General features: G+C 42.6%; 13 protein-coding genes and 1 pseudogene. 11 read left to right on the forward strand and 3 right to left on the reverse strand.

What is annotated here, in order from left to right; genetic code table 11:
- Positions 1-19: 19 nt before the first annotated feature.
- The 7 genes from ACRQ5D_RS14360 to ACRQ5D_RS14390 all read left to right on the forward strand — a co-directional run bounded on the left by ACRQ5D_RS14360 (position 20) and on the right by ACRQ5D_RS14390 (position 5,329).
- Complete coding sequence (locus tag ACRQ5D_RS14360; protein ID WP_091172205.1) at positions 20-802, forward strand: hypothetical protein; 783 nt, start codon at positions 20-22, stop codon at positions 800-802.
- Between the two features lie 71 nt (positions 803-873).
- Positions 874-1,656: a hypothetical protein gene (locus ACRQ5D_RS14365; protein ID WP_091172207.1), complete on the forward strand. Its 783-nt coding sequence runs from the start codon at positions 874-876 to the stop codon at positions 1,654-1,656.
- Between the two features lie 9 nt (positions 1,657-1,665).
- Positions 1,666-2,571 carry a LysR substrate-binding domain-containing protein gene (locus ACRQ5D_RS14370; protein ID WP_091172214.1) on the forward strand — a complete coding sequence of 302 codons (906 nt, stop codon included), beginning with the start codon at positions 1,666-1,668 and terminating at the stop codon, positions 2,569-2,571.
- 184 nt (positions 2,572-2,755) lie between these two features.
- Positions 2,756-3,028 carry a hypothetical protein gene (locus ACRQ5D_RS14375; protein WP_432329299.1) on the forward strand — a complete coding sequence of 91 codons (273 nt, stop codon included), beginning with the start codon at positions 2,756-2,758 and terminating at the stop codon, positions 3,026-3,028.
- A 114-nt stretch (positions 3,029-3,142) separates the two neighbouring features.
- Positions 3,143-3,694, forward strand: a complete 552-nt coding sequence (locus tag ACRQ5D_RS14380) for a type 1 glutamine amidotransferase domain-containing protein (RefSeq protein ID WP_091172217.1) — start codon at positions 3,143-3,145, stop codon at positions 3,692-3,694.
- A 178-nt stretch (positions 3,695-3,872) separates the two neighbouring features.
- The gene (locus ACRQ5D_RS14385) at positions 3,873-4,301 is read left to right on the forward strand and encodes a phytoene desaturase family protein (protein WP_431199858.1); all 429 of its coding nucleotides are present in this window, start codon (positions 3,873-3,875) and stop codon (positions 4,299-4,301) included.
- 89 nt (positions 4,302-4,390) lie between these two features.
- A complete protein-coding gene (locus ACRQ5D_RS14390) occupies positions 4,391-5,329 on the forward strand; it encodes a phytoene desaturase family protein (protein WP_432329302.1) in 939 nt (312 codons plus the stop codon).
- Between the two features lie 427 nt (positions 5,330-5,756).
- Here the strand turns inward: ACRQ5D_RS14390 and ACRQ5D_RS14395 are convergent, their stop codons facing one another.
- Positions 5,757-9,053 carry a VCBS repeat-containing protein gene (locus ACRQ5D_RS14395; RefSeq protein WP_431199860.1) on the reverse strand — a complete coding sequence of 1,099 codons (3,297 nt, stop codon included), beginning with the start codon at positions 9,051-9,053 and terminating at the stop codon, positions 5,757-5,759.
- Between the two features lie 502 nt (positions 9,054-9,555).
- Here ACRQ5D_RS14395 and ACRQ5D_RS14400 point away from each other — a divergent pair.
- The 4 genes from ACRQ5D_RS14400 to ACRQ5D_RS14415 all read left to right on the forward strand — a co-directional run bounded on the left by ACRQ5D_RS14400 (position 9,556) and on the right by ACRQ5D_RS14415 (position 11,990).
- The gene (locus ACRQ5D_RS14400; RefSeq protein ID WP_431199861.1) at positions 9,556-10,443 is read left to right on the forward strand and encodes a hypothetical protein; all 888 of its coding nucleotides are present in this window, start codon (positions 9,556-9,558) and stop codon (positions 10,441-10,443) included.
- Entirely contained in the window at positions 10,440-10,874 is a 435-nt protein-coding gene (locus ACRQ5D_RS14405) for a vanadium-dependent haloperoxidase (RefSeq protein ID WP_431199862.1), read from the forward strand. Before ACRQ5D_RS14400 ends, ACRQ5D_RS14405 begins: the two co-directional genes overlap by 4 nt.
- Before the next feature lie 385 nt (positions 10,875-11,259).
- Positions 11,260-11,652: a GntR family transcriptional regulator gene (locus ACRQ5D_RS14410; protein WP_431199863.1), complete on the forward strand. Its 393-nt coding sequence runs from the start codon at positions 11,260-11,262 to the stop codon at positions 11,650-11,652.
- A 2-nt stretch (positions 11,653-11,654) separates the two neighbouring features.
- Entirely contained in the window at positions 11,655-11,990 is a 336-nt protein-coding gene (locus ACRQ5D_RS14415; protein WP_431199864.1) for a UTRA domain-containing protein, read from the forward strand.
- Between the two features lie 716 nt (positions 11,991-12,706).
- Here the strand turns inward: ACRQ5D_RS14415 and ACRQ5D_RS14420 are convergent.
- Together ACRQ5D_RS14420 and ACRQ5D_RS14425 are read right to left on the reverse strand one after the other, a co-directional pair.
- Positions 12,707-12,832: pseudogene (locus ACRQ5D_RS14420) on the reverse strand (hypothetical protein); the annotation flags it as partial.
- Positions 12,820-13,974 carry a formylglycine-generating enzyme family protein gene (locus ACRQ5D_RS14425; protein WP_431199865.1) on the reverse strand — a complete coding sequence of 385 codons (1,155 nt, stop codon included), beginning with the start codon at positions 13,972-13,974 and terminating at the stop codon, positions 12,820-12,822. The pseudogene ACRQ5D_RS14420 and the gene ACRQ5D_RS14425, both read right to left, overlap by 13 nt.
- Positions 13,975-14,047: the final 73 nt, after the last annotated feature.

The following is a 14,047-nucleotide window of genomic DNA, read 5'->3' on the forward strand; positions in this document are numbered from 1 at the left end:
TATGCTGTAATATTGGGGTATGAAAGCCTTGAACCTGATTGTTATTTTCTGTTTTATCACATCGGTTAAACTCTTCGCGCAAACACCGCAAGCTATTGAAGCCGACTTACTCAAATCATTTAAAAAGATTGAATATTGGGACGAGCAGCAAGGCAAATGGAATGAAAATGCGGGCGATTCCCTTATTAAAGCCAATGATGCTTTTAGTAATAAATTAAAACGTTATACAGAAACCTATCCTTATACTATAAACTTACCTTTTAACTCGCTAAAAAAAGCGCAACTTGATATTTTCACTTCGGCGGATGGATTGTTCAGGATTTACTCATGGGATACATGGACTGGAGGCACTATGCACATTTGTGCCAACGTGTTACAATACAAAGCCGGCGATAAAACAAAGTCATCTTTGATGAACAACCCAGGGGACGGCGGCGCTCCTTTTTATTCAAACTTATATACTTTCAAAGCCGGCGATAAAACTTACTATTTTGGCATTTATGGAGTTATTGAATCATCAAGATATGCCGGTACCGGGATCAGGTTATTTGCCATTCAAAACGGTGTTTTGAATAATGATGTAAAGATCATTAAAACGCAATCGGGTTTTCATAATGAAATTTTTTATGAATATGATTTTGGATCAGTGGTTGATCTGCCGTTTGAAAAACGGCCGACTATCACTTTTGATCAAACAACGCAAACTATACATGTACCGTTGGTAAATGCCAAAGCACAGGTTACTTCAAAATTTATCAAATACAAATTCAACGGACGGTATTTTGAAAAAATAAAAAGCTAAAAAACAGCTAACTGGCAATCATCGTAACAGAATGTCTGCCGGATTTGCTTTTTTGTGTATCTTGTTTACCGATGAAAACCTTTAAGTTAATAATTGTTTTCTGCTGCTGCTTTTACTCAGCAAATTTGTTTGCTCAAAGTCCGCAGGCTATTGAGGCCGATCTGTTACGGATTTTTAAAAGGGTAAACTATTACGGCTCCCACAAAAAAGAGTGGAAAGCAATTGATTCATTAGAAAAAATGAACAAGATCTTTGGCTTTAAGCTGAAGTACTATACCTCCAAATATCCCGGAACAATAAACTATCCCTTTACCGAACTGGTGAAAGAGCGGGTTGTGATAGCCACATCTGCTGATGGTTTGTTCCGTACTTATTCCTGGGATACCAGGTTGGGCAGCACCGGCTATGATTTTGATAATGTTTTGCAATACAAGGTTAGCGGCAAAGTATCGTCATCGCTTAAAATGGATTCCGTTGGCAAAAAGCATAACCCGGTTTACTGGTACTCCAAAATTTATACGCTTAAGGCCAATAACAAAGTTTATTATCTGGCAGCATATAATTCGGTACGTTCAAGTGTTGATGCTACCCAGGGCATCCAGTTTTTTACTATCGAAAGCGGGAAGTTAAACGGTACCGTGTTACTGGTTAAAACCCAAACCGGCATGCATAGTAAGTTATATTTTGATTATAGCTTTCTTTCGGTAGTTAATATGAAAGTGATCCCGACTATTTATTATGACGCTAAAACACAAAGCATCCATAGTCCGTTAGTTAATGCAAACCGAGAGGTTACCCGCGACTATATCGTATATAAATTTACAGGTAAGTACTTTGAACGGGTAAAAAATTAACTTTGCCCCATGATCTCTTTTGCCCACCGTGTATTTATGGAAGTTGCCGCCAACCTGAGTTTCAGTAAGGCAGCCCAGGTACTGTTTATTACACAGCCGGCCATCAGCAAGCATGTGAAGGCGCTTGAAGATCAATATAAAGTGCCCCTGTTTGAGCGTAAAGGCAACAGTATCTTATTAACTGAAGCCGGAAATAAGCTAAATGAGTATTTACAGCAGGCAACAGAGATAGAGCGGAAGGTAGAGTATGATCTTTCGGTGTTAAGTAATCTTTCGCAGGCTGCCGGGCATTTGCGTTTGGGCGCAAGTACAACTATTGCCCTGTATATTTTACCTTCGATACTTTCTGGTTTTCAGCGCGAGTACGCCAATGTGGATGTACAGCTTGTAAACCGTAACAGCGAGTACATCCTGAACGCTTTGTTAAATCATGAGGTTGATATTGGTATAATTGAGGTTGATAATAAACTCACTACCGTATCATACAAACCATTTATGAGTGATGAGGTGATCCCGGTTTGCTCGGCTAAAAGTCCGCTGGCAGGCAAGTCATTAACACTAAAGCAGTTTGTAAAAACACCCCTCGCCGTGAGAGAGCGTGGTTCGGGCACGTTGAATGCCGTATTAAAAGCCTTGTCTGCTTTGCATATTAAACCGGCCGATCTGTCGGTAAAGATCCGCCTTGGTGGTACCGAGGCTTTGAAAAACTTCCTCCTGGCCGATCAATGCCTTGGCTTTATGCCGCGCCCATCAATTATCCGTCAATTGGCCGAAGGTGATTTGGTTGAAGTACCTATTGAAGGATTGAAAATTAAGCGTGATTTCTTTTTTATCCGCCGTAAGGGGACAGAGGATTATGGGCTGACAAGTAACTTTATAAACTACGCGTTGCAGCATACGGAAAATCAAGGCTAAACTATTTCGAATTTAACCATGCCGCTTAAGATATATTCAATTGATCGTATTGAAATAGAAAAGGCAGTCCTTAGTTGGATTGAATTGTTAGCTAACGGAAGATACGATGAAGCTTATCAGTTAACTCTTCATGATCCTTATTATCAATGGAGCCCGTCAAATATTAAAGACATAATAAACGGATATGGATTGCCTGACGAGACAGTTAGAGGAAAAGTATAAGGTTACGTCTCCGGAATCCGCAATAATCAATGGTAACATCGATCCAAATAAAGATATAGACTTTTTTGATTATACTATTAGAAAGATTGATGAGCGACATGACATGACAATAATAGGATACGTTATTTATGATTTGCCTATAAATGGTGAATGGAGCGATCTTTCTGCAACATTCAAAATCCTACAAACAGACAACTTTTTAATGCTTGAGTTAAATGAAATTCATATGCTCTAAGCTTGATTAGCAAGATTCTATCTTCTCTTTTAAAATTCCTAAAACCATCCTTATTTTTGCCTGTATTTATATTGTATTTAAATTTTATAATCATTAATTAATAAATTATAAATTATGGCAAGTTTAAACGGTCGTAAGGTGGCAATCCTTACCGAAGAAGGATTTGAGCAGGTTGAATTAACAAGCCCAAAACAAGCCCTTGAGCAGGCAGGTGCAACAGTACATGTGATATCACCCAAAAGCGGAAAAATCAAAGCCTGGGATAAAACTAACTGGGGTATCGAAATCAATGTTGATAAAGAGCTTAATGAAGTAAGCCCTGATGATTACGATGCGCTGGTTTTACCTGGCGGTGTGCTTAATCCCGATAAGTTGAGACAAAATAAAGATGCCGTTGCCTTTGCATCTGCGTTTTTGGATGAGGGCAAGCCGGTAGCGGCAATATGCCACGGCCCGCAATTGCTGATAGAAACAGGCATGATCAACAGCAGAAGGTTAACGTCATATCCATCTTTACAAACCGATCTTAAAAACGCCGGTGCTGATTGGGTTGATGAAGAGGTGGTGGTTGATAAGGGCCTGGTAACAAGTCGCCGCCCTGATGATTTGGAAGCATTTAACCGCAAAGCTATTGAAGAGATTGGCGAAGGCGTTCATCATGTGTAGTTTTTGCGCCGGGATTTTTATAGGATTTTTGGGAGTACAGGATTTTTCTCTGGTTTAAAGAGATCCGATCAATGTGATTGCAGTTTATAACATTTGACATTAGTTGGATTTTTCTAATCAGGTCAGAAAAAATCCTGTTAATCCTAAAAATCCCCCGAATCCCGGTTATCTTTACCCCATGCCTCTCCCCAAAAAAGCTTTAATTATTGGTGCCGGTATAGCGGGCATTGCGACAGCTATCCGCCTGGCGGTAAAAGGATATCAGGTTGAAGTTTATGAAGCTAATAGTTACCCCGGTGGTAAGTTAAGCCAGTTTGAGCAGGATAGTTACCGCTTTGACGCCGGGCCGAGCCTGTTTACCATGCCGCAATATGTTAACGAGCTTTTTAAGCTGGCGGGAAGAAATCCGTCTGATTATTTCAGGTATCAAAAGCTCGATGTTGTTTGCAGATATTTTTATGAAGATGGTACGCGTTTAACCGCTTACGCTAATGCAGGCAAGTTTAGTGATGAGATACAGGAAAAGACAGGAGAACCTGCTGCAGCTGTAAAGCATTACCTTGATAACAGCAGTATGGTTTATAACGTTACCAACCACGTTTTTTAGAGCGCTCCCTGCATCGGCTTAAAACCTATCTGCGCTGGGATACCGTCAAATCAATATTTCAGTTTGGTAAGATAGATGCCTTTCGCACTATGCACAAGGCCAATGAGGTCTTTTTCAAGGATAAAAGGATAGTGCAATTTTTCGACAGGTATGCAACCTATAATGGTTCAAATCCTTATAGCGCACCGGCCACGCTGAACGTAATCCCGCACCTGGAGCAGCATTTCGGCGCTTATTTTCCGGAGGGTGGGATGTATAACATAACTTCTTGCTTAGTGGCGCTGGCCGAATCATTAGGTATTAAATTTCACTACAATAACCCGGTAGCAGAAATTGCATTGCAAGGTCACACAGTAAGGGGGATCAAGACGAATGATGGAGTAATTGAAGGGGATCTTGTGGTATCCAATATGGATATCTGGTTCACCTATCACAAGCTGCTAAGCAATTATCCCAAACTTTATCCTCAAAAAATATTAAACCAGGAGCGAAGCAGTTCGGCCCTGATATTTTATTGGGGGATCCGGTATCAGTTCAGGGAGCTTGACCTGCATAACATTTTTTTCAGTGCTGATTACGAGGCCGAGTTTAATCACATTTGGCGGGAAAAGGAGATTTATCATGACCCTACCGTTTACCTTAACATCAGCTCCAAATATAAACCAAACGATGCTCCCGAGAGTTGCGAAAATTGGTTTGTGATGATCAACGTACCTGCTAACACCGGGCAGGATTGGGATGCACTGATAGCCGGGGCGAGGGAAAATGTATTAAATAAGTTAAGCCGTTTGCTAAATAAAGACATCCGCAAACTTATTGCTAATGAAAGCATCCTTGATCCGCGGAGTATCGAAAGCCGCACGTCTTCGTACCAGGGCTCCCTTTATGGTACCAGCTCCAACAGCCGGTTTGCAGCATTTTTACGGCATGCCAATAAATCCTCAAAAATAAAGGTTTATATTTTTGCGGGGGAAGCGTACACCCGGGAGGAGGGATCCCGTTGTGTTTGCTGTCGGCAAAAATTGTGAGTGAGTTGGTTGGTTAAAGGAGGAAGATTGGAGTTTAAGTTACCAATATCCCCCTCCTTTTGGCTATTATGTATCACAGTTTCTATTAAATGAAAGTGTCAGTAAGTTTAATATAATAGACGTCCCGACTTATGAAGTTCAAAGCTTCGTAAGTCTTCAACTGCTTTTTTAGCATTCATCGGATCCAAAACTTTCCCATGAAATATAAAAGGGGTGTCATGGGTAGGCCCTCGAAGCATGGCGGGCTGGGCCTCTGCGCACGAGTCTTCGACAGGCTCAGACTGACAGGCCCTCTTTTGCCATTTCACCTTCAGAGGCCTCCGGATTTAAACACTCGGACTGACAGGCCCCTTTGTCATTTTTCCTTCACAGGCCACCGGATTTAACACTCAGTAAGACATGACGGATATGCATGGATTTATAACTATCAGCTCCCCTTCCTTTTCCTACCATTATAATTTGTTATGGTTACCTCTGCTGTATTAGCATCCAATTCCAATATCCTTGACGATTGCGATAGATAGGTTGATCCATAATAAAATTCAATATGCTTTTTGCCTCCGTTCTTGAGCGTAATATCAGCATAAAAATCATCGGGCTTTAATTTAATATATCGCCTGGCAGAATTAGCGCCCGTTTTCCGGAATACTTTAATGCTATCTTGATTTTGGGTAGCTACTAAAACCCTGCCTCCTTTAGCCGATTGTACACTTGCCAGCCCTTTACCGTCGCCCGCGATATAAATACCGCTATTAGCTACTGATAGCGGAGCAAAGCTGCCTTTTCCATTGCCTTTCATATATAAACCCATAAAAGCATCGTGCCTCCCGGTAAAAGGTTCCATACCAAAGTCGTTACCAGTCATTACCAGGTCGAGGTTGCCATCGTGGTCAACATCTTCAGCTATTATGCCGTACACCGGGGCCATTTGTGCATCTTGCGGTAATGCACTGATACTAAAAGTACCAGTGCCTTTGCCGGTGATAAGGCTGGTGTTCATATCTGTAGCTTTAAGTACCACAGCACCTGCTTTGTCTTTTTCGCTCCAAAGATCATTCATTGTCGCATGGCCAAAGCCGCGATAGCTTGGATATTTTTTGCGGATGGAGATCACCTGGCTGATGAGGTCATCGCGGGTATGCATGGGGAAGGGTTTCTGTGAGCCGTCCTCATCCTTCATAAAGCAAAATATCATGGCATCGAAGGAGCCGTTACCATCCAGGTCTTTACCCATAATGGTCATGGGCTGTTCAAATGATGCTTTGTAGTTTGAGTTTTGGCCCAGGTTGCCGGCTACGTAATCAATGTTGCCATCGTTGTTAAAGTCACCTGCAACTATGCTGTTCCACCAGCCCACATGATCATCAATGCCCGATTTGATCTTGCTAAGGCCATGGCCGGTGTTTTTGTAAAAGGTAACCGGCATCCATTCGCCAACCACCACCAGGTCCGCCTTACCATCCTTGTCAAAATCCGACCAAAGCGCGTCGGTGATCATGCCGCCATGTATCAGGTCGGGGCAAAACTGGCTGGTAACATCGGTAAATTTACCGCCATCGTTCCTGAGTAAATGGCTAACGGGTGATGAAGGATAAGCGCCTGAAACCGATCTTGAACCTACAAAAAGGTCCAAATCGCCATCTCCATCAAAATCAGCAGCACGTACACATGAACCGTTATCATATTCCACGGGCACGGCGGCAAGGTCGCGGGTGAAATGACCTTTTTTATCGTTGATGTAAAGCCTGTCCTGAGCCGTGGTATGCCCTTTCTGGAATTCGTAACTACCACTTGCGATATACAGATCAGGGAAGCCATCGCCATTGGCATCAAACAATAATGCACCCATGTCTTCCTCTTCTTTAAAATCTTCGTGCATAAAACGGTTGTTATCCATAGCGAAATGACCGTTTGCATCCTGCATGAAAAATACCCCTTTGTTACCGGCGGAGCCTCCTATAAAAAGGTCATCGTAACCATTTCCATCCACATCGCCAACAGCAATAGCGGGCCCATACTGGCTTAGCTTGTGCGGCAGGGTAGGCTGTATATTATAATCGATAGCGTCTTTTTCCTGGTGCACGTATTTTATGCCTGTTTGGTTATTCGCCTCCTGAAACACCGGGATGATTTTGCCGAAAGCATCCGGCGGGAAATAACCAGAGGCATTTTTGTACCGCAATGTAAGTGTTTGGTTTGCCTTAACATTGGTAAGCAACTGGGTTTTACCATCGGGCCAGCGTACCCGCAATGAGTCGACAGATGTAGTGGCCCCTATACCGAAATGCCCGCGGGCATCATCCGTACTCATATAGCCGCGACAGGGTTGCTGGTCATAAAACTGCTGCTTGCCTTTGTAATAGATACGGACGGTAGCACCCATACCGCCAATATTTTTGCTGTCGCCCTGTAGTGCAACAGTTAGGTAGTTGTGATCTTTGGCTACCTGCGTTTTGCTGTTAGCGGTGTTTTCATAAATAAAAGCATCGTCATCAATATTATTGATCACGAGGTCAAGATCGCCGTCATTATCCAGATCGGCGTAAACACCGCCGGTTGAAAAGGTAGGTTTCACAATTCCCCAATCTTTCGACTGATCTTTAAACAAGTACCCGCCCGCATTTCTGAAAGCGTAGCTTGATGTTTTTACAACGGGGAATGAATCGGCAGCAGCTAAAGTAGTATTCTCTTTAACTGTACGGCCCTGATCGTTACTGTACAGGGCGTGATCAAGGTCCGTAACGTCGCGGGGATAGCCGTTGGTGATCATCATGTCACGATAACCGTCGTTATCAAAATCGGCCACAAGAGGTGTCCAGCTCCAGTCGGTTTGATAAACACCGGCCTGGTAAGCTATTTCGCTGTATTGCGGATGGCCGGCGGGTGTTTGCCCCTGATTAAGCTGCAGCACATTGCGGATGTACTGGTGCTCGTATTTAAATTTGTTATTGTTGATATAGGTAATGTAATTATCGCCTACAAGCATGGTTTTTTTACGTACGTTTTCTTCGGGCAGCATCTCTAATGATACCAGGTCGGCCTTGCCATCATTGTTGATATCAACCATATCCGATCCCATTACCGACCAGCCCGTGTGTTTAAAATATTCGCCCGCGCGGTTGCTGAAGGTGCCGTTTTTATTGTTCACCCATAATACATCGTTCGATATAAAGTCGTTACCAACATAAACATCCGGCCAGCCATCGTTATTCACATCGCATATGGAAACGGAGTTGCCAAAACCTTCTATCAATATCCCGGCTTCTTTGGTTACATTGGTGAAGGTACCATTACCATTGTTACGGTAAAGGCGGTCATTATTCTGTGCGCTGCCATCGGTTAATTTAGGGCGATAGGCCACCGGCGTTTCTTTGCCTAAAAAGTTGGTGAGCAGGTACATGTCGAGGTCGCCGTCATGGTCGTAATCAAAAAATACGGCTTGTGTACTGTAGCCGGTGTCCTGCAGGCCATAGGCTGCTGCCGATTCTTTAAAGGTTGGCACGCCATCTTTATTGGTTGCCTGGTTGATGAAAAGCAGGTTTTTACGATGGTTGGGATCGCTTTTAAATGATGAGCAGACGTATATGTCCGGCCAGCCATCGTTATTGATATCAACTACTGATACACCTGCGTACCAGTCGCCATTACCGGCTACACCCGCTGCATCGGTAACATCTTTAAAAGTAAGTGAGCCTTTGTTAATGTATAATTTATTGGCAACCATGTTGCCGGCAAAGTAAACATCGGGCAGGCCATCATGATTAAAATCGCCGATACCAACACCGGCGCCATTGTACAGGTAGGGGTGGTTAAGGATGTTGATGCTGTCACTTTCGGTAATGGTATTTTTAAAATCGATACCGGTTTGTGAAGCATCGAGCAGCTTAAAGAGCGTTGGGCCTGATGACTTTTTTGAACATCCGGCACCAAAAAAAGTAACAATAAGGTAGATAGTTTAAACGCCTGGGGTAAACTTTTTATCATGCAGATATGGTTAATAATTGATTGATGGTTTATGCTTTGGTTAAGCTTTAACTTATTGGTTATAATGCAATAAGCCAGTGTAAAGAAAACGGATTTTACAATTCCTGTTTCTGCAAATTGTATCAAAAGTTAGTTAATTACTATCGGGCCATACTTAAATATTGATTAACTGTTAGCTTTGATCTGAACCCCTGATTTGAGGGGCAGACCAATTAAACTGATCAAGCCTTTGCTGTTTCATCATGATGAAGAGACTATATTTTGCCCTTATTGTTATTATAACTTGCTCATCATGCGGCAAAAAAAGCTGGGAAAAACCAGCCGAAAACCCGGATTTTATCCACCGGTCTATAAAAGATGTTACTGATGTGGTAAGGCATGATATTTATTCGCCGCCGGTTGCCAGTCGTATTTATGCTTATATCAGTGTGGCTGCATACGAGGCTGCGCGAAATGGCGATGATCATTACCAATCGCTTGAAGGGCAACTGAAAGGGCTCGACTCGGTACCTAAGCCTATAGCTGGTAAAAAATATTGCTTCACGTTATCGGCATCGCACGCTATTTTAACCGTTGGTAAGATCCTGGTGATGAGTGAGGGCAGGATAGAGGGTTTTCATGACAAACTGATGCAGGAGTTTAAAAATACCGGCATGCCCGATAGTGTGTATGATAACTCGATAGCGTACGGTAAACTTATTGCCGACAGGATCATAAAATGGGCGGGTAAGGATAACTATAAACATACCCGCTCATTATCAAAATATGATGTGCAAACAGATGACGCAAGCTGGAAGCCCACCCCACCGGCCTACATGAAAGGTATTGAACCGCACTGGAACGAGATCCGCCCATTTTTGCTTGATTCGGCACAGCAATTTAAACCAGCTCATCCGTTTACCTTCAGCAACATTCCCGGTAGTAATTTTTACAAGCTGGCTATGGAAGTATATGATACAGGCAAGCACCTCACCGATGATGAGGCTACCATTGCTACTTTTTGGGATGATAACCCCTTTAAGGTGAATATCAACGGGCACACTATGTTTGCCACAAAAAAATCTCGCCGGGAGGGCATTGGATCAATATCACGGCGCTGGCTTGTCGTAAGGCTAAGGCCGGTTATGTGAAAAGTGCTGAAGCTTATGCTTGTATAGCTGTAGTTATTGCAGATAGTTTTATAAACTGCTGGGACGAAAAATACCGGAGCAAGGTGATCAGGCCCGAAACTTACATTAACCAGTATATTGATCAAAGCTGGATGCCATTGCTGCAAACGCCGCCTTTCCCCGAGTATACCAGCGGGCACAGTGTTGTATCTACCGCATCAGCAGCCGTGTTAGGCAAATTATTTGGCGATGAATTTTCGTTCATTGACTCTACAGAAATGGAATTTGCTATCCCCGCGCGCAATTTTAAATCCTTTAAAGCCGCGGCCGAGGAGGCCGCTATCAGCAGGTTTTATGGTGGTATCCATTATATGCCATCCATAACTAACGGTGTAGATGAGGGCGATAGGATAGGGCAATTTGCATTAACTAAACTGCATACTAAGAAGTAGCCGGAAGTATGGGAAGTAACTTTTTTAGCAAATTCATAAAGGCATAATCAAGGCGAATTTATAAGTAATTAAAAGGTTATTTTCCATCAGTTGAACCTTTAGTCGAGGGGTAATTATGGAACAATTTATAATATTAAACAATGAAATAACCATTTGTATGAACATTTAAGTTATGGAGCTTGAAAGTAAATAATCGATACCAATAATTGCTGCGTAGTTAGGTTGATAGAAATAGAATAAAGTCATTGAATTATTAACGTTCCATACAATATATAGATATCCTGTTTGGCAAATTAAAACACATCCTTAAACCATGTAAATACATAATTAACCTTTTTACTATCTTTAGCCATATATTTCCTCATTAAGGTTAGTAAAAACCATTATGAAATTAGCCATCGACCATAAAAGCCCTATTCCACTCCATATACAGGCCGAGCAATTGCTTCGCGAACTGATCAAAGATCCGGTTTACCAGGCGGGTAAATTATTACCTAACGAGGTAGAGCTGGCAAAAAAGTTGGCTATATCCCGCACAACACTGCGGCAGGCTATTAATAAACTGGTTTACGAAGAACTGTTGATCCGCAAAAAGGGTTTTGGTACTAAAGTTGCCAACTCCAGGATCAGTTCAAAATCAATGAACTGGCTCAGTTTTTCGCAGGAAATGAAAGCGAGAGGTATTACCGTAAAAAATTATGAGCTGCATGTAAGCTGGGTATTTCCTGATGAAAGCACCGCCAGCTTTTTCGATATCAGTACAGAGAAAAAATTGTGAAAATGGAGCGGCTACGGGGCAGCAGCGACAACCCTTTTGTTTATTTCATATCTTATTTTCACCCGCGCATAGGCCTTACAGGCGAAGAGGATTTTAAACGCCCGCTTTATGAAATGCTGGAGGAAGAATATTCTACGATAGCAAACCTGTCAAAAGAAGAAATCAGTGCGCTGGAAGCTAATAAGTTCATAGCCGGCAAGCTTGAAATTGAAACCGGCAGCCCCGTATTATTCAGAAAAAGATTTGTTTACGATCAGGGCGAGCGCCCCATGGAGTATAACCTTGGCTATTACAAGGCCGAAAGCTTCGTATACACTGTTGAAAGCCGCAGGACCTGATCCTGAATACTTATTGGCAGTGACATAGAACCAGGAAACCCTCTTTAGAATCAGTTGATGTATGTATATCTTTTAAATATTAATTGAGAATCGAAGAAGATGTCGTTTCGAGCGAACACTGGTGGGGCAGCGCGCAAGAGTGAGGAGAAATCTTCTACATTGTGCTAAGCTGCCATGCAAAGTTTATAGCTCGTATAAGATTTCTCACTCGTTCCTCGTTTCGAAATGACAATTGTTTTTATTAGACGAACTCAATAGCCAGGAGGGGTACAGCCACCTGTCACTTAAATTTAGCAGCATTGTCTTACTGACTAAGCGGAAGAGACGTTAGAGCTATACTATATTTTGCAAAAAAACCGGCAGTTTTTTAATTATTGCAATTCATTGCCAATTATCTATAAACCAATCGTTATCTATAAAAATATACCAATGAAAATAAAATTTTCATATTAAGATGACAATAAATGTAAAGATTACACGTATATTTGTAACATCATGTGAATGGCTGACAGGCAGCGCCACCGGTTCGACTCCGGGTTTACATCTCTTCTCATAATTTAGGTTTATAATTGGTTAGAACGCATTCCTGCCCATCAGGAGTGCTTCTTTTTTATGCCCTTTTTGAAGCGGAAGGCGGAATACTTAAAGCAGAAAGCTTTTGAACTTGTTACCCATTGTTCCCGATAAATTCTTATATATAAATATCACGAAAAATATTAAAGTGCTTTTTGGGTGTCCTGTGTCGTATTATTACCATGCTTAACATCCTTTACACATCTAAAGCCAACGTGGTTTGTTGCCGAGCGATATTCGCCTTTACCTCTCGAGCCTACCATATAGCGGGTGCAGTACTGGTCGGTACATAAAAATGAGCCGCCTCTTTGAACCTTCTTTTTTGCCCCGGCTCCTGCGGATCTGAAGAATCAGAAGGCCCTTTAGGATTGCGCGCAACCATATTAGGATTAAAGCTATTGTAATAATCATTTCGGTACCAGTCAGCACACCATTCCCATGCGTTGCCGGCCATATCATACAAACCGTAAGCATTCGCCGGGTATTTTTTTACCGGCCCCAGGCCGGTTTCACCATCTTCGGCATCATCATGATCAGGAAAAGATCCCTGGAATGTGTTGGCCATCCAGCGTCCGTTCTGTTTTAACTGGTTGCCCCAGGGATATAGTTCACCGGCTTTACCTCCTCTTGCTGCAAACTCCCATTCGGCCTCTGTGGGCAGGCGTTTTCCGGCCCATTTGGCATAGGCAGCAGCATCTTCCCAGGCTACCTGTACTACCGGGTAATCTTCTTTACCTATCAAGTCAGAACCCGGTCCAAGCGGGTGTTTCCAGTCGGCCCCGTTTTGGTACGACCACCATTGCGAAATATCATCTAATTGCACTTTTTGATGCGGAGGCGTAAAAACAACCGATCCGGCAACCAGTTTTTCGGCCGGAACACCGGCAAATTCTGCCTCGGTGGGTTTTTGTTCAGCCACGGTTATGTAGCCGGTAGCTTTTACAAATTTGGCAAACTGGTTATTGGTTACCTCGGTTTTATCCATGTAAAAACCATCAACAAATACCCGGTGAACAGGCCTGGCATCGTCCATGGCTTCCATACCGCCATCGGTCATACCCCTTGGATTAACCCCACCCATGCTAAAGGTACCACCAGGAATCCATGCCATATCCTGATCAGCTTTATTGGCAGATGTACCATTCAAGTTAACTATTGTGGGTTTAAATGCCTCCCCGCCTTGCTGCATGTATAAAATGCTGTCTTCCCTGATCATCCCGTTTTTGGTACAGGAAATGGCCGCTTTAACTTTAAATCCGGCAGATGATGCATTAACAAGCCTTGGGTTTGTGGTGTCAGTTTCATTTTTACGGCCGGAGGTGTGGCAAGCCTGGAAAACGAGAGACAATAGCATTAGGGTTAACCCTATAAATAATTTAAGTCCGGTAAATGGGATATGCTTTATCTTCATCAAATTCAAATTTACTTATCTTTAGGTAAAAGCAGGTGAGGGGTTATGTAAAGATTATAGGATAATGAATTTT

The sequence above is a fragment of the Mucilaginibacter sp. P25 genome (genome assembly GCF_050859465.1).
Lineage (GTDB): Bacteria > Bacteroidota > Bacteroidia > Sphingobacteriales > Sphingobacteriaceae > Mucilaginibacter > Mucilaginibacter gossypii.

What these genes read in the sequence shown, in the direction of transcription:
- ACRQ5D_RS14360 (WP_091172205.1), top strand. Translation starts at nt 20, where the DNA reads ATGAAAGCCTTGAACCTGATTGTTATTTTCTGTTTTATCACATCGGTT.
- ACRQ5D_RS14365 (WP_091172207.1), top strand. Translation starts at nt 874, where the DNA reads ATGAAAACCTTTAAGTTAATAATTGTTTTCTGCTGCTGCTTTTACTCA.
- ACRQ5D_RS14370 (WP_091172214.1), top strand. Translation starts at nt 1,666, where the DNA reads ATGATCTCTTTTGCCCACCGTGTATTTATGGAAGTTGCCGCCAACCTG.
- ACRQ5D_RS14375 (WP_432329299.1), top strand. Translation starts at nt 2,756, where the DNA reads ATGGATTGCCTGACGAGACAGTTAGAGGAAAAGTATAAGGTTACGTCT.
- ACRQ5D_RS14380 (WP_091172217.1), top strand. Translation starts at nt 3,143, where the DNA reads ATGGCAAGTTTAAACGGTCGTAAGGTGGCAATCCTTACCGAAGAAGGA.
- ACRQ5D_RS14385 (WP_431199858.1), top strand. Translation starts at nt 3,873, where the DNA reads ATGCCTCTCCCCAAAAAAGCTTTAATTATTGGTGCCGGTATAGCGGGC.
- ACRQ5D_RS14390 (WP_432329302.1), top strand. Translation starts at nt 4,391, where the DNA reads ATGCACAAGGCCAATGAGGTCTTTTTCAAGGATAAAAGGATAGTGCAA.
- ACRQ5D_RS14395 (WP_431199860.1), bottom strand. Translation starts at nt 9,053, where the DNA reads ATGGTTGCCAATAAATTATACATTAACAAAGGCTCACTTACTTTTAAA.
- ACRQ5D_RS14400 (WP_431199861.1), top strand. Translation starts at nt 9,556, where the DNA reads ATGATGAAGAGACTATATTTTGCCCTTATTGTTATTATAACTTGCTCA.
- ACRQ5D_RS14410 (WP_431199863.1), top strand. Translation starts at nt 11,260, where the DNA reads ATGAAATTAGCCATCGACCATAAAAGCCCTATTCCACTCCATATACAG.
- ACRQ5D_RS14415 (WP_431199864.1), top strand. Translation starts at nt 11,655, where the DNA reads ATGGAGCGGCTACGGGGCAGCAGCGACAACCCTTTTGTTTATTTCATA.
- ACRQ5D_RS14425 (WP_431199865.1), bottom strand. Translation starts at nt 13,974, where the DNA reads ATGAAGATAAAGCATATCCCATTTACCGGACTTAAATTATTTATAGGG.